Genomic DNA, 21125 nt, shown 5'->3' with positions numbered 1-21125 from the left:
GCGCTAGCTGAACCGCCGATGCCGCACCTAGTGTCGACACCAACGTCGTCGAGAATCCTACGTCGGCTTTGGCAGCGTTGCGGAGGGGACCCAATGCAGTTCGACTTTACGACTTTAGACACCAGCACCTACGTCTTCGTGGGAACACTCGTCCTTGGCTTGGTTCTGGCAGCCTTCATCGCGGCCGCCGCCATGGCCACGCTTGCGTTGGTCGGAGCGGGGAGCCTCGCCTGGTACACCGTTAAGAATGTGTTGGGTGGGCTGGTCCGCGGCATCAATTTTGCCTGGGATCTGCTGGTTCACCAGACCGGAAAAGTGGAACTGCCGGTGGAATTCCCATCGCAAACCTCCCCTAGCACAGGTACCTACCCGCGAGTAGCATTGAGGGACAGCTGAAGGGTCCCCCACCCGAGGCGGATCCTGGGCTCGAACCGGCACAACCGGCAAGAGGAGTCCTCCCATGACCTCCGCCACTGAAAACAAGAGCACCGATGTCACGGCCGCAGAAGCCCGCGCCGTCGCCGAGGCCGCCCGCGAGACGGAATGGAACCGCCCAAGTTTTGCGAAGGGACTGTACCTGGGGGATTTCGATCTTGGACTGATCCATCCTTGGCCACAGGCCAGGGCCGAAGACATCGAGCGTGGCGAAGAGTTCATGGCCAAGTTGGCGGAATTCTGCGGCACGATGTCCGGGCGCATGATCGAGCGCGATGCCAAAATCCCGGACGAATACCTCGCCGGCCTCAACGAGCTAGGCGTCTTCGGCATGAAAATTCCGCGTGAGTACGGCGGGCTGGGTCTGTCACTGGTCTACTACGGAAGGGCCCTGGCGCTCCTGGGGTCGGTCCATCCGAGCCTCGGCGCCCTGATTTCGGCCCACCAGTCCATCGGCGTCCCTGAGCCGGTCAAGGTCTTCGGCACGTCCGAACAAAAGCGGGAGTACCTGCCCCGTTGCGCCGCCGGCGCCATCACGGCGTTCCTCCTGACAGAGCCCGACGTCGGAAGCGATCCCGCCCGGATGGGCTGCACCGCAGTTCCAGCGGACGACGGCGGGTCCTACCTTTTGGACGGAGTGAAACTTTGGACCACCAACGGCGTGATTGCCGAACTGGTCGTGGTCATGGCCGTCGTCCCCGCCCGCACGGGCCCCGATGGGACGGCGCACCAGGGCGGGATCACGGCGTTCGTAGTGGAGATGGACTCCCCCGGCATCACCGTCGAGAACCGCAACGCGTTCATGGGTTTGCGGGGCATCGAGAACGGCGTGACGCGCTTCCATCAAGTCCGTGTGCCCGCAGCGAACCGGCTGGGACGCGAGGGCCAAGGGCTCAAGATCGCCCTCACGACGCTGAACACTGGCCGGCTCTCCATCCCCGGGCTGTGCGTCGCCGCGGGCAAGTGGTCGTTGAAGATCGCCCGCGAATGGTCCAACGCCCGGACGCAATGGGGGCGCCCGGTCGGTAAGCATGAGGCGGTCGGGAAGAAGATCGCGTTCATTGCCGCCACCACTTTTGCGCTTGAAGCCGTGTTTGAGCTCTCCGCCGAAATGGCCGACGCCGGTCAGAAGGACGTGCGGATCGAGGCGGCCTTGGCCAAGCTTTGGTCCACCGAGCTGAGTTACCTGGTGGCCGATGAGCTGGTGCAGATCCGTGGTGGTCGTGGGTTCGAGACCGCGGATTCCTTGGAGGCACGCGGAGAACGCGCGGTGGCGGCGGAACAACTTCTGCGGGACATGCGCATCAACCGGATCTTCGAGGGTTCGTCCGAGATCATGCGCCTGCTCATCGCCCGCGAAGCCGTCGACGCCCACCTTTCGGCGGCAGGCGAGCTGGCTTCCGCGGACGCAACACTGCAGGAGAAGGCGCGTGCCGCCGTCGGCGCCTCAGGTTTTTACGCCAAATGGCTCCCCAAGCTTGTGGCCGGAGCCGGCATGGACCCCAGGTCTTACGGCGAGTTTGGGCGCTTGGCCAAGCAATTGAGATATGTGGAGCGGGCTTCGCGTCGGCTCGCCCGGCAGACGTTCTATGGGATGAGCCGCTGGCAGGCGAGGCTCGAGTACAAACAGGCCTTCCTCGGCAGGATCGTGGATATCGGGGCGGAATTGTTTGCCATGGCGGCATGCTGCTCGCGGGCCGAAATGCTGCTGCGGACCGTGCCGGAGCAAGGCGCGGCGGCCTACGAGCTCGCCGAGGCCTACTGCGAGCAGGCAAGAATCCGGGTGGACGGATACTTCGAGCAACTGTGGAAGAACACCGACGACGTCGATCACGAATTGTCCTCCAACGTGCTCGCTGGAGACTACACCTGGCTCGAGGCCGGAATCCTGGACCCCTCCGAAGGAACAGGGCCGTGGATCGCCGATGCCTCTCCCGGTGCCTCCTTGAAGGAAGACCTGCACCGAAAGTACCGCTGATCCCAACGGAGGCGGCTAGCCGACCTCGCCGTCGAGGTAGTACCAGCGCCGGTCGATCCGCAGGAAGCGGCTGACTTCACGCTGGACGCCGCGTTCGCCGTCGGAACGGTAGTGCGCCGTGAACTCGACGGATCCTTCACCATCCAAGGGACCGCCGTCGCGCGTTGCCACGATGTCCAGTCGCCGCCATTCGATATCGGGATCCAGCTCCAGTACTGCAGGTCTGGTATCGGGGTGCCACGTGCGCAGCAGGTAGTCGCTATCAAGGACCGCGAAGGCCGAGTAGCGGGAGCGCATGAGCTGCTCCGCCGTCGGAGCATCGGTCTCTCCGCTGTGGAAGCGTCCGCAGCACTCTATGTACTGCTCGCCGGACAGGCAAGGGCAGGCGCCGTTGCGTAGGCGGGCCGGATCGAATGGCATTGGAGCCCTATCTCGAGGAGAAGGTGAGAGCTAGCTAACAAATATTGTCACAACATGTAACAGCTTCGATACAACCTCGGCGACGCGCAGTTCGGCGGGTGATTCCTTCGGATTTCGACCGTACGCTTGAAGACATGCCCGCGGACCGACGGTTGCGGCGCCCACCACACAACTCTGACTCGGGAGGCTACGTGGAGGATCCAACAACACTTGGCCTCAATCTGACCTTTTTCGGCACGCTCGGACTGGCTTTGCTCATGTTCCTTTCTTTGGGGATCTTGGTCGCGATCACTTTGGTCCTGGTCGGCGTCGCGAAGCTGGTTTCAATCATCTTGCTTGCCATGGTGGGGATCTTCCCGAAACGCGATGTCGGCCCGGTTGTACACTTGCCCCCACGGCCTCGGCGCGCCCCCGCCCTGAAGGCGGTTTTCGAAGAGTCGACGACGGCGGAGCCCGGCACCCCTGAACCGGCTCTGCTTGTTCCCGGAGAGCCGCGTCCTGGAATCCTGACGACCGTCAAGCTGGTGTGGTCCACTGCGTGGTCTGCTATCCGGAACTTCTCGTGGAAGTCACTGGTGAACCCACGTAAGTGGCCCAAGCCCGCCCAGGTCAAGGCCGGAATCGCAGCCACCGCCACGGCTGTCGCCACCACCCAGGCGAAGGAACATCCGTTTGTGGTTACGGTAAAGCAGGATCCTCCGGTCATGAACAGCGAATGGGCTGCTGCTGTTGCCGAGGCTGATGCCCGGGCCGCAGCGCGTGCCGAGGAAGCAGCAACCCAGACGGGGTCAGCGACCCAGCCAGAGGCTGCCCCGCCACCAGAGACTGCCCCGCCAATCCGCGGCCGCGTGGGAGACCCGCATGGCGGCAAGGCTGCCTCGTCCGGCCGCGTCACAGCCTCCGCCGGAGCCCGCCCGCCCAACTGACTAGCCCGCCCGCCCAACTAGCTCGCAGTTGTTGTCGTTTTGACGCTCGAAAACGACAACAACTGCGAGCTAGTTGGGGAGGGGTCCGCTCAGGCGGCCAGTTGCCTGAACCCGGCCCCGTGGTAGATGAGGGGCTCGGCGTCGTGGTTGATTTCCACGGACTTCACTTCGAGGACCACAATTGCGTGGTCGCCCGCAGGGGTCTCGGAGACCACTTGGCATTCAAGCGCCAGTGCCGCGCCGTCGATCAACACCGCACCGGCGTCGCTCGTGGAGGTCGCAAGGCCCGCGAATCGCTCCTCCGTCCGCGAGGAGAGCTGCAGGCACACGGCTTCCTGGCCCTGGGCCAGGATGGAAACCCCTAGGCGAGGAGCGCTCCGGAGTTTGGGCCACGTGGTGGAGGAGTTGTTCACCGCGAACATGACCAGCGGCGGTTCGAGCGAGACTCCCACTGTGAAGCTGGATGCCACCAGGGCCTCCGGCGCGAAGCCAACCATGGCGCTGAACGCCGCCACGCCTGAGGGAAATTGCGCGAACGCCTGTTTGATCGAAGCGGCTCCATCCACCGTTGCCTGGGTCATGGGGTCCCTTTCTCTGTAGTTTCGTGCCTGCCTTCCTACTAATTCACTGGATGCCGATAACGGCAATATTTGTGTATTCGCGTGTCGATTCACGTCAATTCATCATTCGACATGTGCTGTTTTCATTACCCCGCAATACGAAAAACGAAGAATTTGTACGCTTTTCGAGTGTCCCGGCCACGACATGTGTAGCGTCGTGTCAATCCATTGCACAGCCTTGATTCTTCACGGAGGAAGCCGGAGATGAGCCTCAACGAGCTTCGAACCCTGGGACGCACAGGCGCCCTGATCAGCCCCCTTACCTTGGGCACCCTGAACCTTGGGACCGGTTCTGCACCCACGGGCGTCGAAGAAAGCATCCGCATTATCCATGCTGCCCTCGACGCCGGAATCACCAGCGTCGACACCGCGGACATCTATTCGCAAGGCGAGGCGGAAGCCATTGTGGGCCGGGCCCTCCATGGGCGGCGTGACGATGTTTTCCTTTCCACCAAGTTCCACGGACAAATGGGGCCGAATCCTGCGCACGCGGGGAATTCCCGGCGCTGGATCATGAAAGCCGTGGAGGGCAGCCTCAACCGCCTGCAGTCAGACAGGATCGACCTCTACCAAGCGCATCGCCCGGACTACAACACAGACGTCCTGGAAACCATCATGGCCCTCAACGACCTCATCCGGCAGGGCAAGATCCTCTATTACGGAACGTCGGTGTTCACGCCTGCGCAACTTGTCGAGGCACAATGGATCGCGACGACGAACCACCTCGTGCCGCCGGTAGTCGACCAAGTGCCCTATTCCTTGCTGGTGCGCGCCAACGAGCGGGATGTCTTTCCGATCACCCAGCAGTACAACCTTGGCGTGCTCAGCTACGGACCGCTCGACGGCGGCTGGCTCTCCGGGAACTACCGGGTGGGCGTTCCACAGCCAGCAAGCTCCCGGGCGTTGGCAGTTCCCGGGCGCTTCGACGTCTCGGCACCTTTCAACAGGAACAAGCTCCTGGCGGCCGATGCTCTGGCCCGCGTCGCCGAACGGCACGGACTCACCCTCATCCAATTGGCCGTCGGCTTCGCCCTCAACCATCCTGCCGTGAGCAGCGTGGTGATCGGTCCACGGACGGAGGAGCACTTGACCGACTACCTCAAGGCCGCAGACGTTGCCCTCACCGAAGCCGTCCTGGATGCCATTGATGACATCGTGGCCCCTGGCACGAATTTCCTGGAGCGGGACGCGGGAACCGTCGTCCCCCACCTTGAATTCGCGGAACTCCGACGCCGTTAGCCAGCGTCGCGTACAACGGTCCAGGCTGCGCGCCGACTATACTCATTCGCAATCATGACTAGCCTTCCGACTTCCGCCCAAGCATCAAAAACCGGCAATGTGCGCATCGACGCCTGGCTTTGGGCCATCCGCGCCTACAAGACCCGTTCCGCGGCCACCACCGCCTGCCGGGCAGGACACGTACGAATCAACGGGAACCCGGTCAAAGCCTCGCAGTCGGTGATTATCGGCGACACCATCCGGGTCCGCCAGTCCGGCTTCGAACGCATCCTCGAGGTTCGCCGTCTCATTGCCAAAAGGGTAGGTGCCGAGGCAGCGTCCCACTGCTTCACCGACCACACCCCGGAGAGGCCCGCGGCCCCGGCCCTCGGACTTCCGCAGCGCGATCGCGGCGCGGGACGGCCCACCAAGAAGGACCGGCGCGAAATGGAGAGGCTGAAGGGGCAGTAGCCCCGCCCACCAAAGCGTGGGGGTGCCGGGCCGGCGTCGGGCAGTTTTGAACCTCGGCTCTGCAGGAGCGCGAGCGACGCGTAAAGTGGCAAGGGACGCCGATTCTGGACGCCGCGCTGCCGAAGGAGAGAACGTGACCATTGACTGGGACGAAAAAAGGGCCTTGCTACAGGAGCCCAATATTGCTGCCGTGACGCAGCTGTGCGACGAACTCATGGCCAAAAGACCTGGTTCTTCCGTGCCTTACATCGATCCGGTGCATGACGAGGACGAATGCCGGATTGTCACCCTGCAGACCAGCCCGGGCCGGACCCCTACCTCGGGTTTCGTTTCGCACCTCAACGACGACGACGCCGCCCGGCGTGCGCAACTCATCTATGACTCGGCGGAATTGGACGTCCGCTATGTCATGCCGTGGAACTGTTATCCATGGGTCCGTGACGTCGAACTGCCGCCGGCCCTCAGCGCACAGGAAAAGACCGATGGGCTCCGCCCGTTCCGCCAGTTCCTCAAAATCAACAAGAGGGTGTCCGCCGTCGTGGCGCATGGCGCAGAGACTGCGGCTTTTCTGGCGCTCTTCGAGAAGACCTACCATTCGCCGCTCCGGCAACACGGGATCAAGGTGTACAAAGCGAGCGCGCTCGGCGGACGGGCCTTTGCCCTGTCCGAGGCGAAGCAGCAGGAGCTCCTGGCCAAGAACATCGAAACCTACCGGGACGCCATGCAGCGGGCGGGTATCCAGCACCTATAGGCGAATCTAGCCAGGCCCGGCTTCGGGGGAGGGTTACGGCCCCGTGACGACGCCAAGGACCCGCCGTGCTGTGTCTTCCCATCGCGGCAGCGCATGGCTAGCCGACGCGGCCGCGTCCCACCACTTCCGCCGCAGGGTCGCATCGCTGAGCCATGTCCGAAGAAACTGTTCCAAGGGGTCGAGTCCTGCCGTGAGGTCGATGGCTTCGCCTGCCCCGTAGGCCCCGAGCGCCTCCACTGCGCCGGTTCCTTTGCGGACCACTACTGGTATCCCGTGGGCCAGGGATTCCAGAACGACCATGCCGAAGGACTCCGAGCGTGAAATCAACAGGCTGAGGTCCGCGCAGCGCCACTGTCCGTCCAAAGCCGATCCGAAAAGTTCGCCGGTTATTTCCACCCGCTTTTCGAGTCCGTGGTGGGAAATGCGGTCTTGCACGGCTTCGGCGTAGGAGCGGTCCGCTTCCGTTGAGCCCACAAGCGCCGCGGTCCATGGCAGCTCCTTGATCCGGGCGAGCGCTTCGACAAAAAGGATCTGGTCCTTATTGGGGAGCAGCGCACCCACAACGATGAAATGCGGTGCCGCCGAAGCCCGTCGCGCGCTCGGCAACGCCCGCAGCTCCTCCACGCGGTCTACACCGGGGCTCGCCACGTGCACGTTGCTCCGGCCCCGCTGCCTGACGGCCTCGGCGGTTCCGGAGGCGGTGCAGAGAATGCCCGTCGCTGCGCCGAGTCCACCTGACCCCTGTGGCTGCTCCTCCGTAGGTGCCATGTGGAGCAAAACCCACACGCGGTGCCCTGCAGCGGTTGCGGCCTCGATTTCCGCTGGGCCGCCTGCCGCAATCAGGCCGTCGATAATACGAACGTGCACCTCGTCCCCGGCGAGCGCGTCAGCAAGAAGACGCCTGTCTGCGGAGGATCCGGACGGCCACCCGCCGTCGAGCTCGTGGATCAAAACTTCCGCGCCTAGGGAGCGAAGAGATTGAGCCAGCCTCGCGTTGTAGATGTTTCCCCCGGAACGATGGTGCACATTTGCGGGCAAAATCAGGCGGATCTTGACCAAGGGCTGTTCCTCCATCACGCCGGCCCTCCGGATCGAGACTCAAGCATTCGGGCCATGGAGTCGACCTTAGCGCCCCCACGGCTGGCGTGGAAGGCGCCGGGCATCGGCGGTAGATTGTGGGCATGGCACAGATTTCCGCAGACCGTCGAGACGTGATCGCTGATCGGCTCTTGGACATCGCGGAGTTCAGCCACGCGCACTGGTCCTTCGGCAATCTCTATGAAGCCCTCGTGAAAATTCCGGACCGGGTCGCGGCCTCGGAAACAACTCCTGGACTCCCCCGGTCTCCCTTTGGAGCCGGAAGCCCCGGCCGCTATTACGCGCCCGTCGCCCCGATCAGCGCGCCTGCCGCCATCGCCGCCCTCGCGACAGGTTGGAATCATGCCCGCAGCCGGCGTTGGCTCATGGTCGCTGCAGCCAGTTCGACGACGGGTGCGGCTGCCACCGCGTACCTGCTCCGGTCCATCAAGCACGGACAATCCGGCTCAGAAGCCAGGTAGGAATTGACGGTTCCTGATCCGCGATTCGCCGAATTCGACCCCCACGCGTCCAATCTCCCACGGCCCACGGCCTCTGTACTTTGGCCTGCCCACGGCCACGTGGGGTACCCAACGGGGCGAGCGGAATCCGAGGGCTGGAGAGCTGAGGATGAAGTCGTCGATATTGTCGACAAGCAGCTCATCCAGGAGTTCGTGAAGGCCGCGGACCAGGGCGAGCTGGTAGTCACGCACGAAGGCGGGCACGGCAATCTCCAGTCCACATACTCCACCGCGGCCTAGCGCGATCAGACTTTCGGAGCTGCCGGAAAAGGCTTCCAACACAGGTAGTGCCTCAAGCCAGGAAACAGTCCCAACCATGGCCGACTCGGCGCTGGTGATGCCTTTGGTCCACTGGGTTACGTCCCGGCAAAAGTCCTCTGCGACCCCCAGGTGCAGCAGCGTCATGTGCAGTCCCCGCGGCCTGCGCAGGGCCCAGACGTAGCGAGCCAACTCCTCATAGTCGGAAGGTCCCGCCCCAACACTGAGCACCGGCACCTCCACGGTGATGGGCGGTGCTGTCAGTGTCGTTGAATCCCATCCCCCGCGCGGACGGTTGGCCATGGATGCAAGTATGCTCCGGCAGGAGTTAGTTCGCCTCACTAGTGCCGGTTCCAGGCGGAGGCGGTACGTCCTTCCTACCGTCGCCAATCGGCTCGATGACGCCTCGATCAAGGAGCTTCCGGATGTTCTGGCTACGCACAATTAGATCTGGGGACATTCAGCATTTAAGTCGAGGTTTAGCCAGCAAGCCGGCCAGCATTGACACCGCCCTGTGAGCTGTGCCATATTTTAGGTGTGAACCTGTCAGACAGCCGGACAGCCGGACAGGCCGCCACCGGACAGCCAGCCGTCAGCCAGAAAGCTGCGACTGGTCAGCGCACCGCCACAAGCGGCGCCGTCCCCCGAGCGGCCCAGGCGGCGAGGCAATCAAACCCCCGGCCCCTCGCCCGCTTCAGTGCTGCGGAATCGGTCTTCAGTGCCATCCGGCAGGACATCGAAGACGGAACCGTGGAAGTCGGAGCCAAGCTCAACTCCGAAGCCACCCTGGCCACGCAGTACGGGGTAAGCCGCTCGGTCATCCGCGAAGCATTGCGCTCCTGCAATGCGCTCGGACTGACGGTCACCAAGACCGGCAAAGGCACGTTCGTCGTCGCAGACCGGGTAGCCAATGACCTCGCACTCGGCCAGTATTCAGCCCGGGACCTCAACGAGGCCCGCCCACATATCGAAGTTCCCGCAGCCGGCCTGGCCGCAAAACGCCGCACCCCCGAAGACCTTGAACACCTCAAGGAAATCGTCGAGTCCATGCTCGGCGAGACAGATCCCGAGACCTGGGTAGGCCTCGACGCCACCTTCCATTCGGCCATCGCCCGCGCCAGTGGCAACAAGGTCTTCGAAAGCGTCGTCGCGGATATCCGCGAGGCACTGGCCCACCAATCCGAAACCCTGAACATGGTGGCCGACCGCCAGCACGCTTCAGACAACGAGCACCTCCGCATCCTCGAAGCCATCGAATCCGGCGACGCCACAGCCGCAGAAGCCGCGATGGCCGACCATCTCAGCGCCGTGGGCGTTGCGTTGGACACCATCCTCAGCACGTGATCCACCAACTGAAGGAAGCCATGCCCACCCCGCATGCAACGCACACGGCCGCGCCGAAAACGACACTGCCGGAAACCACAATGCCGGAAACCATCGAGCCCGGAAACACCACTCTCCAGGCAACTCCGCGCCACGTGCCGCTCGCGGAACAAACCCGCGACGGCCTCGTGGAGAGCGTTCACTACGGATCCCTCATCGCCGTCGGGCCAGACGGTGAGACCCTCATCGAAGCAGGCGAGCCCGACGCCGCGTTCTACCCACGGTCCTCCCTCAAACCGCTGCAGGCGGTCGCGATGGTCCGCGCCGGACTCAGGCTTCCGGAGAACCTCCTCGCCCTCACCGCGGCAAGCCACTCAGGCGCCACGATGCACCTCGAAGGCGCCGCCCGCATCCTCGAAATGCACGGCTTGGACGTGAGCGCCTTGGAAAACAGCACAGACCTCCCCTATGGCACAGCCGAGCGCGAAGAGTGGCTCCGCGCCGGCGGCAAGCCCACGCAGCTCGCGCAGAACTGTTCAGGAAAGCACGCGGCCATGGCCGCTACCTGCGTGATCAACGACTGGCCTGTCCAGGGCTATCTGCACCCCGGGCATCCCCTCCAGGTCCTCGTGAGGGACACCATCACCGAGCTCACGGGTGAAGACGCGGCCGCCGTCAGCACGGACGGTTGCGGCACGCCGCTCTTCGCCCACAGCCTGCGCGGAATGGCCCGCGCCTATGGCCGCATGGCTGCGGCGGACAACAAGGGCGCGGAAGGCCAAGTCGCCCACGCGATGCGCGCCTTCCCCCAGATGGTGGCCGGAGAGGGCCGCGACGTCACGGCGATCATGCGCGCGGTTCCGGGCTTGCTCGCCAAGGACGGGTTCGAAGGCCTTCAGCTGATCGGCTTGCGGAACGGCACCGGCGTCGCCATCAAGATCTCCGACGGCGGGGACCGCGCCCGAATGCCCGTCACCGTGCGCGTCCTCGAGGCCTTGGGGCTCGACGGCGGCCAGCTCGCCACGCTTGCCAGCCCACCTGTGTTGGGCGGCGGCCGCCCGGTGGGCGTGTTGCGCGCCGCGAACTTCCTCGCATCCAACTGACGCATCCAACCGACGCAGTCAAAGAAGCACAGACGAGCAAAGGACAGCAATGACAACCGCCGTGCAAACCACCACAACTCCGGCGTTCCGCTCGGAACACGATCTCCTCGGCGACCGAGACGTCCCCGCGGATGCCTACTGGGGCGTACACACGCTGCGTGCCATCGAGAACTTCCCCATCACCGGCCAACCACTGGCCAGCAACGCCAACCTCGTCAAGGGCCTCGCGGCAGTCAAGCTTGCCGCCGCACGGACCAACCGCGAACTCGGCCTCCTCGACGCAGAGCGGGCAGACGCCATCGAGCAAGCCTGCCAGGACATCCTCGGCGGCAAGCTCCATGAGCAATTCATGGTGGACGTCATTCAGGGCGGGGCCGGCACCAGTTCCAACATGAACGCCAATGAGGTCATCGCCAACCGGGCCCTCGAAATCCTGGGACACCCCAAAGGCGACTACGCCAGGCTGCACCCGAACGATCACGTCAACCTCAGCCAGTCCACCAACGACGTCTATCCCACGGCCGTCAACCTGGCCACTATTTTTTCGGTCCAGGGCCTCCTCGCCGCGCTCCAAGAACTCGAAGTGGCTTTTGCGGAAAAGGGTCAGGAATTCCGCACAGTGGTCAAGATGGGCCGCACCCAGCTCCAGGACGCCGTCCCCATGACCCTCGGCCAGGAGTTCGGCGGCTACGCCGTGACGGTTGGCGAGGACCGGGCACGACTCGCGGAGTCCCAACTGCTGATCCACGAAATCAACCTGGGCGCCACCGCCATCGGCACCGGGTTGAACGCCCCTGTTGGATACGCGGCGACAGCGTGCCGGCACTTGGGCCAGATCACGGGACTGCCGCTGGTGACCGCCGTCGACCTCATCGAGGCGACCCAGGATGTAGGCGCCTTCGTCCACCTCTCCGGCGTGCTCAAGCGTGTCGCCGTCAAGCTTTCCAAGATTTGCAACGACCTCCGCTTGCTGTCCTCCGGACCGCGAGCGGGACTGGGCGAGATCAACCTCCCGGCTGTGCAGTCGGGATCGTCCATCATGCCAGGCAAGATCAATCCGGTGATCCCGGAAGTGGTCAGCCAGGTGGCCTATGAGGTCATCGGCAACGACGTCACAGTCACCATGGCCGCAGAAGCAGGCCAGCTCCAACTGAACGCCTTCGAACCAATCATTGTCCACAGCCTCCACAAGAGCATCTCCCATCTGGAAGCCGCGTGCCGCACACTCACGTCACGCTGCATCCGGGGCATCACCGCGAACACCGAACACCTGCGTCTCACCGTAGAGCAGTCGATCGGACTCGTCACGGCCCTCAATCCACACATCGGCTATTCCTCCGCAACTGCCATCGCCCAGGAAGCACTGGCAAGCGGCAAGGGTGTGGCCGAGCTCGTTCTTGAGCACGGATTGCTGACCTCGAAGCAGCTCGACGAACTGCTTCGTCCCGAACGTCTCGCCAACCTCAGTAAATAACTTGAGCCGAACAGATCATCCGACGACGGCGGCGCGCACCGGCCGCCGTCGGGCCTGAGCGCTCGAACAAACAGGCCGGACGGCGAGATCCGGACCCCCAACAGGACATTCCAATAGGACACCCCCAAAGGATTCCCATGACTAATGCACCCATCACGGACCACACGGTCCCGCAACAGGCGCACGCTAGTGAAAAACTGCTTCACGCCGAGGACAAGGGCTACCACAAGAGCCTGAAGCCGCGCCAGATCCAGATGATCGCGATCGGTGGTGCTATCGGCACTGGTCTTTTCCTGGGCGCCGGCGGCCGGCTCAACGCTGCGGGTCCCTCGCTCGTCATCGCTTACGCGGTCTGCGGCTTTTTTGCCTTCCTGATCCTGCGTGCGCTCGGCGAGCTCGTACTGCACCGCCCGTCGTCGGGCTCCTTCGTCTCCTACGCCCGGGAGTTCTTCGGCGAGAAGGCTGCGTTTGTGTCCGGCTGGTTCTACTGGATCAACTGGGCCACTACCACCATCGTGGACATCACCGCCGCGGCCCTCTACATGAACTTCTTCGGCAAATACGTCCCGTGGATGGGCGTCGTTCCGCAGTGGACCTGGGCCTTGATTGCCTTGCTTGTAGTCCTGAGCCTGAATCTGGTTTCCGTCAAGGTATTCGGCGAAATGGAGTTCTACTTCGCGCTCATCAAGGTAGCCGCGCTGGTGGCTTTCCTGTTGGTCGGCACCTTCTTCGTCATCTTCGGTACGCCGGTACCGGGCCAGGAGGTCGGCTTCAGCCTCCTCACGGACCACGGCGGCATTTTCCCCAACGGCATCCTGCCGATGATCATCCTGATGCAGGGTGTGCTCTTTGCCTACGCTTCGATCGAGCTTGTGGGCACCGCGGCCGGCGAGACCGAAAACCCCGAGAAGATCATGCCCAAGGCCATCAACTCCGTAGTCTTCCGTATCGCGGTCTTCTACGTCGGTTCCGTCATCCTTCTGGCCTTGCTCCTGCCGTACACCTCGTACGAGAAGGGCGTCAGTCCGTTCGTGACGTTCTTCGGCCACATCGGCATCCAGGGCGTGGACGTGATTATGAACCTTGTGGTCCTCACGGCTGCGCTGTCCTCGCTGAACGCCGGGCTGTACTCCACCGGTCGCATCCTGCGCTCCATGTCCGTGGCTGGATCGGCTCCGAAGTTCGCCCAGCGCATGAACAAGGCGGGTGTCCCCTACGGTGGCATCGCGATCACCGCCGGTGTCTCCTTGCTCGGTGTTCCCCTGAACTACCTCGTTCCGGCGCAGGCGTTCGAGATCGTGCTCAACGTCGCTTCCGTGGGCATCGTCGTCACGTGGGCCACGATCGTCCTGTGCCAGATGCAGCTCAAGCGCTGGGCGGACAAGGGCTGGCTGAAACGTCCGTCCTTCCGGATGTTCGGCGCCCCGTATACCGGTTACCTCTCGCTGCTGTTCCTTGCGGGTGTGTTGGTGATGGTGTTTATAGACTCCCCGCTCACCATGTTGGTCACGGCGATTGCTTGCGCCCTCATGGTGGTTGGCTGGTATGCGTGCCGCAAGCAAATCCATGAGCTCGCCGCGGCCCGCGCCGATGCCTCCACGAGCGTTCCCCCACCCAACTGACTCGCATTCGTTGTCGTTATGAGGCCCCAAAACGACAACAAATGCGAGTTAGTTGGGTCTGCGGGCGCACCTTCTTCCCGCGAATTGTGACCGGGCCAGCTTGTTGCCCAGTGGCACCATGGAAGAAGGACAACCCGCAGCTCGAAGGAGAGAATGCACGTGAAATTCGCCCGTTTAGGACCGGCCGGCCACGAGCAGCCGGTGGTCATCGCCACCGATGCCGAGGACACCGAGCAGTACTTCGATCTGCGTCCGCTCACGGCAGACGTCGACGGCGCGTTCCTCGCCGACGGCGGCATCGCCAGGACGCAAGAAGCGCTCGACGCCGGAACGTTGCCCCCGATTCAAGCTGAAGGGCTGCGTGTCGGCGCCCCGGTTGCCCGGCCAGGCGCCGTCGTCGGGATTGGACTGAACTACGCAGCACACGCCGCGGAGTCTGGAGCCACACCGCCGGAAGTACCGGTTGTCTTCCTGAAACCCTCGAACACCGTGACGGGTCCGTTCGACGCCGCCCCCATCCCGCCGTCGTCGAAGAAGTACGACTGGGAAGTGGAACTCGGCATCGTCATCGGACGGGAAGCCTCATACCTCTCCAGCACGGACGAAGCCACGGCGTGCATCGCCGGCTACGTCCTTGCCAACGACTTGTCAGAACGCGAACTCCAGCTCCCGGGCGCCGCCGGGCAATGGACCAAGGGCAAGACGCTCCCGCAATCCACTCCCCTGGGGCCGTGGCTGGTTCCTGCTGGCGAGATAGACGCAGCCGCGCTCCGCCTGCGCACCTGGGTGAATGGCGAGGCCCGCCAAGACTCCACCACAGCTGACCTGATTTTCGATCCTGCCACCCTTGTCCACCACCTGAGCCAGCACATGGTGCTTGAGCCCGGGGACGTCATCATCACGGGTACGCCCGAAGGCGTGGCATTGTCCGGCCGCTTCCCGTATATCCAGCCGGGGGACGTTGTCGAGATTGAAATAGAAGGACTCGGGCGCCAGCGCAAGGCGTTCCACCAGGCAACGTAACGCAACTCCCGCGCAACCCCGCTCCGCCCCTGGTTCGCCTATGCTCAACACCAGGCAATCGATGGCGATCCACCAAGGAGCAGGGCATGAGCAATTGGCGCATCAGGGACTTCCACTCGTCGGATATGGATGGCATCCTGCACCTTTGGGAATCGCTGAAAGCGGACAACGTCGAGCCGATCTATGCGCTCTCGGAGGTGCTGGCATCGTGCGAGAAGGACCACGCGGTCGTGGCAGTGCAAGGCGAGCAGATAGTGGGCGCCGCCGTCGGACGTGCAGCCCATGACCAGGGCTGGATCGTCTTCCTGGCCACGCTGCCCGAGTTCCGCGGCCGGGGGATCGGCACTTCGCTCCTGGCCGCCGTCGAGAACCGGATGACTCCGCACGGCCTCAACAAGCTCTCGGCGCTCATGCCGGAGTCCGAGACCCGGGTCGAAGCCTTCCTGGGCCGCGGCTTCCTGCTCAAGCAGAACCTGCACTACTTCGAGCGGACCATCCCGGTGCAGCGTCAGGAACTCGAACCGTTGAGCCAGCTCGGCGGCCGCATCCTGGCCCGCGATCTGTGGGAAAACGTGGCAGGCATGCGCCGCGAGAAGGAACTGCTGGAACGGCGTTTGGTGTTGCCGCTGGCCGAGGCCGACCTCGCGGACGAATACGGTGTGGTGCCGCCGCGCGCCGTCGTGCTCTTCGGCCCTCCGGGTACCGGCAAGACGACCTTCGCCAAGGCAATTGCCTCCAGGCTCGAGTGGCCGTTCGTGGAGGTCTTCCCCTCTCGGCTGGCCTCTGACCCAAAGGGCCTGGCGGGCGCGTTGCGCGAGACGTTCCTGGAGATCGCCGAGTTGGAACACGCCGTGGTGTTCATCGACGAGGTGGAAGAGATCGCGTCCCAACGGTCCGGGGAACCGCCGTCGCCGTTGCAGGGCGTGACCAACGAGCTCCTCAAGATCATCCCGGCCTTCCGCGAACAGCCCGGCCGCCTGCTGGTGTGCGCCACCAACTTCATCCGCGCACTGGACACCGCCTTCCTGCGCCACGGCCGCTTCGACTACGTGATCCCCATCGGCCTGCCGGACGTCCACGCGCGCGAGGCCATGTGGCAGCGCTTCATCCCGGCCTCGGTGGTGGATTCCGTGGACGTGGCGTTGCTGGTATCACGGACCGAAGGCTTCTCCCCGGCGGACATTGAGTACGCGGCGCGCAGCGCCTCCCAGCGTGCCCTGGAAAAAGCAGTCTACACAGGCGGCGCTCCCGGGGCGTCCGCTGATTCGGGCGCAGCACCGGCGTCGAACGCTCGCAAGGGACCGGTCACGCAGGACTACCTCGACGCGATCGCCGATACCCGCACGACGGTCAGCGATGCGGTCTATGAGGAATTCCTTGAGGACATTGACGTACTGGGCCGCGTGTAGCAGGTCCCGTTTCGGTCGCCCGCCCGCCAATTCGCCGGAAGTGTGCGGACTCGCCGGAAGTGTGCGGACTCGCCGGAAGTGTGCGGACTCGCCGGAAGATTCCGGCGAACGGGAGGGCTTCCGGCGAAATGGGCGGGCGCCTGAGGACGAGGAGGAACCATGGCGCTGTTTCTGACCATCCTGAGCGGTGTGGCATGGACGGCGGTCTACATTTGCGCGATTCTGGTCGGATTTCGCGACAAAAGCTACGCCATTCCCGCAGCGGCCCTGGGCCTGAACATCGCATGGGAGTCCATCTACGCCATCCATTCGCTGAGCACGAGGATCTCGGTGCAGGGGATCATCAACATCGCCTGGGCGCTAGCCGACGTCGTGATTGTTTGCACCTTCCTTCGGTTCGGCAGGCGGGAGCTGCCCGGATTTATCACGCGACCCCTGTTCATTGGATGGGCCGTGCTGCTGCTTCTTGCATCGTTCGCCGTGCAGTGGTTGTTCATCGTCGAGTTCGATTGGGACCCGGCATCCCGGTACGCCGCTTTCCTGCAGAATCTCCTGATGTCCGGCCTGTTCATCGCCATGTTCGCTGCCCGTCGCGGACTGCGGGGCCAATCGATGCTGATCGCGGTAGCGAAGTGGATCGGTACCCTCGCACCAACCATCACCTTCGGTGTGCTAGAGAATTCACCGTTCATTCTGGGCATTGGCATCCTCTGCAGCGTTTTCGACCTGACATACATCGGGCTGCTGTTGTGGGCTAAAAGGAACCCGTTGGCCCTCTCCCTAAGCTAGGCGATTTCGTGAGTGTGGGCTCTAAACCGCTGTACCGGAACGCAGCGCACGGCCTGCACCCACGACGTGCCCCTGCGGCTTACCGGCATGAACGTACCGATTCGAGGCCGCCGACCCTTGATTGATGGCCCGCACAGGCGCAATATGGTGATATCGGTACGAACGTACCGGACGCGCGGAGGCGCATGCCCGCAAAGAACGAGGAAGGGTGGACATGTCCCCCCAGGAATTCACCAAGGCCCTCGGCACCAAGGTCCGGGCCCGGCGTGCCGCCCTGAGCCTGAGCCAGTCCGACCTCGCGGACCTCGCAGGCGTCTCGGAACGGTTCGTCCGTTTCGTGGAACAGGGCAAGACCACGGTCCAATTGGAACCACTCCTCGCTGTCCTCGGAACGCTGGGCCTTGAGCTCGCGGTGCAACCCGCGAGCAGCCAGACTGTATATGGCCAGCTATGACATTCCATCGCATCGCCGACGTCTACAAGCAGGGCGTCCTGGCGGCCCGCATCGAGCGGCATGAAGGCGGCACCAAGTTCAGCTACTTGCCGCGGTACCTCGAATCAGGCGGCCCTGCCGTCGCCACTACACTGCCGCTGACCGAGCAAGCGGTATTCACACCGAGCGGAGCTGTCCCTGCCTACTTCACGGGGCTCCTCCCGGAAGGCCGCCGCCTGAATTCCCTGCGTCGGGCGGTCAAGGCCAGCGCCGACGACGAGCTCGCGCTCCTCATGGGCGCGGGCGGGGATGCCGTGGGCGATGTCCAGACCGTTCCGCACGGTGAGCCGCCCACGGAAGGGGGCTCCGCCGTCGTGCTCGATTCGAAGCTGCCGCTCGACTTCGACGCCCTTCTCGGCGACTCGGGGCTCATCGATCCGGTGGCCCTGGCGGGTGTGCAGGACAAGTTGTCAGCCGGGATGATCTCCCTTCCGGTAGCGCAAGCGGGCAAGCGTTACATCCTCAAACTCAATGCGCCCGAATTCCCCTTCGTGGTGGAAAACGAATTCCTCATGTTCCGTTATGCGCGCAAACTGCGGGTCCCCGTGAGTACTGTCCAACTGGTGCACGACGTCGGTGGGCGGGCGGGGCTGTTGGTGGAGCGTTTCGATCGCCTCACCGGAGCCGATGGCACTCCGGTGCGCCTCGCCGTCGAGGACGGAGCCCAAGTGCTGGGACTCTATCCGGCGGACAAGTACAGCGTGCCGTTCGGCGAAGTGTGCGCGGCTTTGGCGGCGCACTGCTCCGCACCCCTGCCAGCCCTGCGCAACCTCGCCATCCAGTTGGCTTTTGCCTGGCTGAGCGGCAACGGCGACCTGCACGCCAAGAACGTCTCCATGGTTCAGTCACGGCAAGGCGAGTACACCATCGCCCCGGTCTATGACATTCCCTCCACAGTGGTCTACGGGGACAAGACCCTCGCCTTGGGGATCGGCGGGAAGAAGAGCGGGATCTCCCGCAAGCACTTCCTCGCGTGGGCGGGGAGACTCGGGCTGACAGAGCGCGCGGCCGAGGGGGTCCTGGAGCTCGCCCTCAAGGCGTCGGGTCCGCTCATCGCAGACCTCGACGCCGGTGCTTCACCGTTCGGGTCCATACAGACCAGGGACTGGGACAAGGAGCTGAAGCATCGCCGAAGGCTGATGGGCGGCTAGCTCGGATCCACTCGAAGCTGATCGGGCTTGAAGTCCGTCCACTTCACCAGGCAGTCGGCTCTTCGTTGTTGGCGACGGCCTCGATCCAATCCACAGCCTCATCGGATAGCTGGGCACCTTCAGCTGGTTCGCCGCCCCACCACGGAGCATCAGCTGTGCCGCCCGTAACCGCCATGATGTCGGCAAGGGCATGCTGCGGCAGTGGTTCGCCGTTGTGCTCAATAAGCCACTCGCGGGTTTCTGCGCCGACCCGAGGCCACCACTCGAATCAACGCAGTGTCGCATCCGCGACGTCGCGTGTACAGCTACCTCTCGGGGCGCCCGGATCCACTCGATTAGTCCGCCAATTGGTCCATCTCAGACAGCAGGTCCGGGTTGATCCGGTTCAGGATCAGGTGGATTTCTCCCCGTGGCACGGCTTTGTAGAGCACTTTCCGGGCGTCCGCGTAGCGAGTGGTGGGTCCCTTGTCAGGCCACTTCTCGGCGAGGGCGCGTACCCGCTCCGGCACGGAGTTATGGGCGTTGCAGGCGATCTTGACCAAAGTGGCGTCGTGATCCTGCGCGATGTGAAGGATCACGGCCTCGTCACTGTCCGGATCATCCTGGAAACGGCGCGTCACCCTTTCGATGATGCCCACAGCCCGCTCGGAGACACCCATATCAAGCAGCGCCTGCTTGGTGACCGGGGTGTCCTTGGCGATGTCATGCAAATAGCCGGCAATCCGCACGTCGTCATCGAAATCCGCCAGCGCATCGCCCACCGCCAGCACGTGCTCTTTGTGTGGCCGCTTCAACTTGTCCTTCTGGCGGTTGTGCGCCACCTCGGCAAGGACCATGGCTGTTTCAACGGTAAACGTCGGTTCGGTCATGACTTCATCCTACTGAGCCAACTCGGTGATTGCTTTCCGCACGGCGGCGCTGAGTTCGAGGTTGCGGCAGCCGGCTCCCCCCGGCTCGGCCCGCTGCGGGACGTATCCGAAAGCGAGTTCATACACGGGGTCCGCGAATCCCAAAGACGCGCTGGCGCCGTCGTGCCCGAATGCCCGGTAGCTGCCGTACGGCGAGCGCGCATGCGACTTCATGAAGACGGTCCCGAAGCAACTCGTCTCGCCAAATACGCGGTCGATGCCGAAGACTTGTTCGGCCGTGACTGCTTGGATGGTCTGTTCGCTGAGGAGGGGCGCGACGGCGGGACGGTCGCCGTCGGGGGCGAGCCCGGTGAGTGCCGCAGCGTAGACGCGGGCCATGCCTTCTGCGCTGGCGACGCCGGCGGCCGAACTCAGGCCGGCGGCCCGGACCTCACGGATGTTGGGCAGGTCAAGGATGTCTCCCACGGCAGAGTTCGCTGAGAGGCCGAAATGGCTGGCGGGGTCAATCCATGGCTGGGCCGGGTCGGCGTCCCAACGGAGGGTGGCATAACGGGGTTCCTCGGATTCGGGGAGTCCCAGGAAGAAGTGGGCGCCCGTGACCGAGCGGATCCGTTGTTCGTAGATTTCCTGGAGCGTGGATCCGGTGATCCGCCGGCAGAGCTCTTCCATGAAGACGCCGAGGGTCAGGGCATGGTACCCAAAAGCGGTCCCGGGCTTCCAGAGTGGCCGCATCTGCGCGAGTTTGGCTGCAGCGAGTTCGGAGTTGTTGTATTCCTCCAAGGACAGGCCGCCTTCAACGCCGAGAAGCCCGGCCTGGTGGGACAGCAACTGCGCCACCGTGATGGTGGCCTTTCCTTCGACACCGAATTCCGGCCAGTACTTGACCACCTCGGCGTCGAGGTCCAGGAAGCCGTCCTGGACGAGCAATGCCATGACGAGCCCGGACACCCCCTTGGAGCAGGAGAAAACACCGGTGACAGAGTCCTGACGGCGGTGCGGTCCACCGCTGACGTCCAGTACCTTGACGCCACGGTGGTAGGCCGCGAGCTGGGCTGAATATTCCGGGTCTTCGCTGAGGAATCGGCCAAAGAGTTCGGCGACTGGTTCGAATCCAGGGGCAATCGTCTGTGTATCCACCCGGACAGCCTAGTCCCCGCCCCCTAACCTCGCTACGCTCGGCCAGAGAACCCGGCA

At 63.9% G+C, this 21125-nt stretch carries 24 protein-coding genes; 17 read left to right on the top strand and 7 right to left on the bottom strand.

Features of this window, described 5'->3' with window-relative positions; genetic code table 11:
• The first annotated feature begins 93 nt into the window (after window positions 1-93).
• Window positions 94-396, top strand: coding sequence for a hypothetical protein (locus ABD884_RS24565; RefSeq protein WP_345053854.1), 303 nt, complete (start codon window positions 94-96; stop codon window positions 394-396).
• Window positions 397-460: 64 nt separating this feature from the next.
• Window positions 461-2413, top strand: coding sequence for an acyl-CoA dehydrogenase family protein (locus ABD884_RS24560; RefSeq protein ID WP_345053851.1), 1953 nt, complete (start codon window positions 461-463; stop codon window positions 2411-2413).
• A gap of 15 nt (window positions 2414-2428) precedes the next feature.
• Here the strand turns inward: ABD884_RS24560 and ABD884_RS24555 are convergent, their stop codons facing one another.
• Window positions 2429-2833: a YchJ family protein gene (locus ABD884_RS24555; protein ID WP_345053844.1), complete on the bottom strand. Its 405-nt coding sequence runs from the start codon at window positions 2831-2833 to the stop codon at window positions 2429-2431.
• Between the two features lie 98 nt (window positions 2834-2931).
• On the opposite strand from ABD884_RS24555, the gene ABD884_RS24550 reads away from it, so the two are divergent.
• Window positions 2932-3759, top strand: a complete 828-nt coding sequence (locus ABD884_RS24550; RefSeq protein ID WP_345053841.1) for a hypothetical protein — start codon at window positions 2932-2934, stop codon at window positions 3757-3759.
• Between the two features lie 89 nt (window positions 3760-3848).
• Here the strand turns inward: ABD884_RS24550 and ABD884_RS24545 are convergent, their stop codons facing one another.
• Window positions 3849-4340 (bottom strand): flavin reductase family protein, encoded by a 492-nt coding sequence (locus ABD884_RS24545; protein WP_345053837.1) that lies wholly within the window; start codon window positions 4338-4340, stop codon window positions 3849-3851.
• A 243-nt stretch (window positions 4341-4583) separates the two neighbouring features.
• Between ABD884_RS24545 and ABD884_RS24540 the strand changes: the two genes are divergently transcribed.
• From ABD884_RS24540 to ABD884_RS24530, 3 genes are all read left to right on the top strand, one after another.
• Window positions 4584-5618: an aldo/keto reductase gene (locus ABD884_RS24540; RefSeq protein ID WP_345053834.1), complete on the top strand. Its 1035-nt coding sequence runs from the start codon at window positions 4584-4586 to the stop codon at window positions 5616-5618.
• Between the two features lie 54 nt (window positions 5619-5672).
• Entirely contained in the window at window positions 5673-6068 is a 396-nt protein-coding gene (locus tag ABD884_RS24535) for an RNA-binding S4 domain-containing protein (protein WP_345053831.1), read from the top strand.
• Window positions 6069-6201: 133 nt separating this feature from the next.
• Window positions 6202-6819: a uracil-DNA glycosylase family protein gene (locus tag ABD884_RS24530; protein ID WP_345053827.1), complete on the top strand. Its 618-nt coding sequence runs from the start codon at window positions 6202-6204 to the stop codon at window positions 6817-6819.
• A gap of 33 nt (window positions 6820-6852) precedes the next feature.
• On the opposite strand, the gene ABD884_RS24525 is transcribed toward ABD884_RS24530, so the two are convergent.
• Window positions 6853-7893 carry a glycosyltransferase family 4 protein gene (locus ABD884_RS24525; RefSeq protein WP_345055291.1) on the bottom strand — a complete coding sequence of 347 codons (1041 nt, stop codon included), beginning with the start codon at window positions 7891-7893 and terminating at the stop codon, window positions 6853-6855.
• Between the two features lie 107 nt (window positions 7894-8000).
• Between ABD884_RS24525 and ABD884_RS24520 the strand changes: the two genes are divergently transcribed.
• A complete protein-coding gene (locus ABD884_RS24520; RefSeq protein WP_345053824.1) occupies window positions 8001-8378 on the top strand; it encodes a hypothetical protein in 378 nt (125 codons plus the stop codon).
• Here the strand turns inward: ABD884_RS24520 and ABD884_RS24515 are convergent.
• On the bottom strand, window positions 8364-8978 hold the full coding sequence (locus ABD884_RS24515) for a hypothetical protein (RefSeq protein WP_345053819.1): 615 nt from the start codon (window positions 8976-8978) through the stop codon (window positions 8364-8366). The two genes, ABD884_RS24520 and ABD884_RS24515, sit on opposite strands and share 15 nt — an antisense overlap.
• Here ABD884_RS24515 and ABD884_RS24510 point away from each other — a divergent pair.
• The 10 genes from ABD884_RS24510 (at window position 8977) to ABD884_RS24465 (ending at window position 19062) form a co-directional block, all read left to right on the top strand.
• Window positions 8977-9123: a hypothetical protein gene (locus ABD884_RS24510; RefSeq protein WP_345053816.1), complete on the top strand. Its 147-nt coding sequence runs from the start codon at window positions 8977-8979 to the stop codon at window positions 9121-9123. The genes ABD884_RS24515 and ABD884_RS24510 overlap by 2 nt on opposite strands.
• A gap of 89 nt (window positions 9124-9212) precedes the next feature.
• Window positions 9213-10019: a FadR/GntR family transcriptional regulator gene (locus ABD884_RS24505; RefSeq protein WP_345053813.1), complete on the top strand. Its 807-nt coding sequence runs from the start codon at window positions 9213-9215 to the stop codon at window positions 10017-10019.
• An 80-nt stretch (window positions 10020-10099) separates the two neighbouring features.
• A complete protein-coding gene (locus tag ABD884_RS24500; RefSeq protein WP_345055288.1) occupies window positions 10100-11101 on the top strand; it encodes an asparaginase in 1002 nt (333 codons plus the stop codon).
• A 49-nt stretch (window positions 11102-11150) separates the two neighbouring features.
• Window positions 11151-12575 carry an aspartate ammonia-lyase gene (locus ABD884_RS24495; RefSeq protein ID WP_345053809.1) on the top strand — a complete coding sequence of 475 codons (1425 nt, stop codon included), beginning with the start codon at window positions 11151-11153 and terminating at the stop codon, window positions 12573-12575.
• Between the two features lie 137 nt (window positions 12576-12712).
• Complete coding sequence (locus tag ABD884_RS24490; RefSeq protein WP_345053805.1) at window positions 12713-14197, top strand: amino acid permease; 1485 nt, start codon at window positions 12713-12715, stop codon at window positions 14195-14197.
• 153 nt (window positions 14198-14350) lie between these two features.
• Window positions 14351-15220, top strand: coding sequence for a fumarylacetoacetate hydrolase family protein (locus ABD884_RS24485; protein WP_345053801.1), 870 nt, complete (start codon window positions 14351-14353; stop codon window positions 15218-15220).
• 86 nt (window positions 15221-15306) lie between these two features.
• The gene (locus tag ABD884_RS24480; RefSeq protein WP_345053798.1) at window positions 15307-16629 is read left to right on the top strand and encodes an ATP-binding protein; all 1323 of its coding nucleotides are present in this window, start codon (window positions 15307-15309) and stop codon (window positions 16627-16629) included.
• A gap of 159 nt (window positions 16630-16788) precedes the next feature.
• Complete coding sequence (locus tag ABD884_RS24475) at window positions 16789-17418, top strand: transmembrane-type terpene cyclase (protein ID WP_345053794.1); 630 nt, start codon at window positions 16789-16791, stop codon at window positions 17416-17418.
• A gap of 214 nt (window positions 17419-17632) precedes the next feature.
• Complete coding sequence (locus ABD884_RS24470) at window positions 17633-17872, top strand: helix-turn-helix transcriptional regulator (protein ID WP_345053791.1); 240 nt, start codon at window positions 17633-17635, stop codon at window positions 17870-17872.
• Window positions 17869-19062: a type II toxin-antitoxin system HipA family toxin gene (locus ABD884_RS24465; protein WP_345053787.1), complete on the top strand. Its 1194-nt coding sequence runs from the start codon at window positions 17869-17871 to the stop codon at window positions 19060-19062. The genes ABD884_RS24470 and ABD884_RS24465 overlap by 4 nt, the downstream gene beginning before the upstream one ends.
• 43 nt (window positions 19063-19105) lie before the next feature.
• Here ABD884_RS24465 and ABD884_RS24460 read toward each other — a convergent pair whose 3' ends face one another.
• The 3 genes from ABD884_RS24460 to ABD884_RS24450 form a co-directional block, all read right to left on the bottom strand.
• Entirely contained in the window at window positions 19106-19237 is a 132-nt protein-coding gene (locus ABD884_RS24460) for a hypothetical protein (RefSeq protein WP_345053782.1), read from the bottom strand.
• A gap of 160 nt (window positions 19238-19397) precedes the next feature.
• Complete coding sequence (locus ABD884_RS24455) at window positions 19398-19931, bottom strand: phosphohydrolase (protein ID WP_345053777.1); 534 nt, start codon at window positions 19929-19931, stop codon at window positions 19398-19400.
• A gap of 9 nt (window positions 19932-19940) precedes the next feature.
• Window positions 19941-21068 carry a serine hydrolase domain-containing protein gene (locus ABD884_RS24450; RefSeq protein ID WP_345053774.1) on the bottom strand — a complete coding sequence of 376 codons (1128 nt, stop codon included), beginning with the start codon at window positions 21066-21068 and terminating at the stop codon, window positions 19941-19943.
• Window positions 21069-21125: the final 57 nt, after the last annotated feature.

Origin of the sequence: Arthrobacter methylotrophus, from assembly GCF_039539965.1 — a bacterium.
GTDB classification, from domain to species: domain Bacteria; phylum Actinomycetota; class Actinomycetes; order Actinomycetales; family Micrococcaceae; genus Arthrobacter; species Arthrobacter methylotrophus.
Note: the sequence above shows the minus strand (reverse complement) of the source record. Positions and strands in the feature narration are given on the sequence as shown.

Excerpts from the sequence above, each read along its gene's own strand:
- ABD884_RS24565 (WP_345053854.1), top strand. The coding sequence starts at position 94 with ATGCAGTTCGACTTTACGACTTTAGACACCAGCACCTACGTCTTCGTG.
- ABD884_RS24560 (WP_345053851.1), top strand. The coding sequence starts at position 461 with ATGACCTCCGCCACTGAAAACAAGAGCACCGATGTCACGGCCGCAGAA.
- ABD884_RS24555 (WP_345053844.1), bottom strand. The coding sequence starts at position 2,833 with ATGCCATTCGATCCGGCCCGCCTACGCAACGGCGCCTGCCCTTGCCTG.
- ABD884_RS24545 (WP_345053837.1), bottom strand. The coding sequence starts at position 4,340 with ATGACCCAGGCAACGGTGGATGGAGCCGCTTCGATCAAACAGGCGTTC.
- ABD884_RS24540 (WP_345053834.1), top strand. The coding sequence starts at position 4,584 with ATGAGCCTCAACGAGCTTCGAACCCTGGGACGCACAGGCGCCCTGATC.
- ABD884_RS24535 (WP_345053831.1), top strand. The coding sequence starts at position 5,673 with ATGACTAGCCTTCCGACTTCCGCCCAAGCATCAAAAACCGGCAATGTG.
- ABD884_RS24525 (WP_345055291.1), bottom strand. The coding sequence starts at position 7,893 with ATGGAGGAACAGCCCTTGGTCAAGATCCGCCTGATTTTGCCCGCAAAT.
- ABD884_RS24520 (WP_345053824.1), top strand. The coding sequence starts at position 8,001 with ATGGCACAGATTTCCGCAGACCGTCGAGACGTGATCGCTGATCGGCTC.
- ABD884_RS24510 (WP_345053816.1), top strand. The coding sequence starts at position 8,977 with ATGGATGCAAGTATGCTCCGGCAGGAGTTAGTTCGCCTCACTAGTGCC.
- ABD884_RS24515 (WP_345053819.1), bottom strand. The coding sequence starts at position 8,978 with ATGGCCAACCGTCCGCGCGGGGGATGGGATTCAACGACACTGACAGCA.
- ABD884_RS24500 (WP_345055288.1), top strand. The coding sequence starts at position 10,100 with ATGCCGGAAACCATCGAGCCCGGAAACACCACTCTCCAGGCAACTCCG.
- ABD884_RS24495 (WP_345053809.1), top strand. The coding sequence starts at position 11,151 with ATGACAACCGCCGTGCAAACCACCACAACTCCGGCGTTCCGCTCGGAA.
- ABD884_RS24490 (WP_345053805.1), top strand. The coding sequence starts at position 12,713 with ATGACTAATGCACCCATCACGGACCACACGGTCCCGCAACAGGCGCAC.
- ABD884_RS24485 (WP_345053801.1), top strand. The coding sequence starts at position 14,351 with ATGCACGTGAAATTCGCCCGTTTAGGACCGGCCGGCCACGAGCAGCCG.
- ABD884_RS24480 (WP_345053798.1), top strand. The coding sequence starts at position 15,307 with ATGAGCAATTGGCGCATCAGGGACTTCCACTCGTCGGATATGGATGGC.
- ABD884_RS24475 (WP_345053794.1), top strand. The coding sequence starts at position 16,789 with ATGGCGCTGTTTCTGACCATCCTGAGCGGTGTGGCATGGACGGCGGTC.
- ABD884_RS24470 (WP_345053791.1), top strand. The coding sequence starts at position 17,633 with ATGTCCCCCCAGGAATTCACCAAGGCCCTCGGCACCAAGGTCCGGGCC.
- ABD884_RS24465 (WP_345053787.1), top strand. The coding sequence starts at position 17,869 with ATGACATTCCATCGCATCGCCGACGTCTACAAGCAGGGCGTCCTGGCG.
- ABD884_RS24460 (WP_345053782.1), bottom strand. The coding sequence starts at position 19,237 with ATGGCGGTTACGGGCGGCACAGCTGATGCTCCGTGGTGGGGCGGCGAA.
- ABD884_RS24455 (WP_345053777.1), bottom strand. The coding sequence starts at position 19,931 with ATGACCGAACCGACGTTTACCGTTGAAACAGCCATGGTCCTTGCCGAG.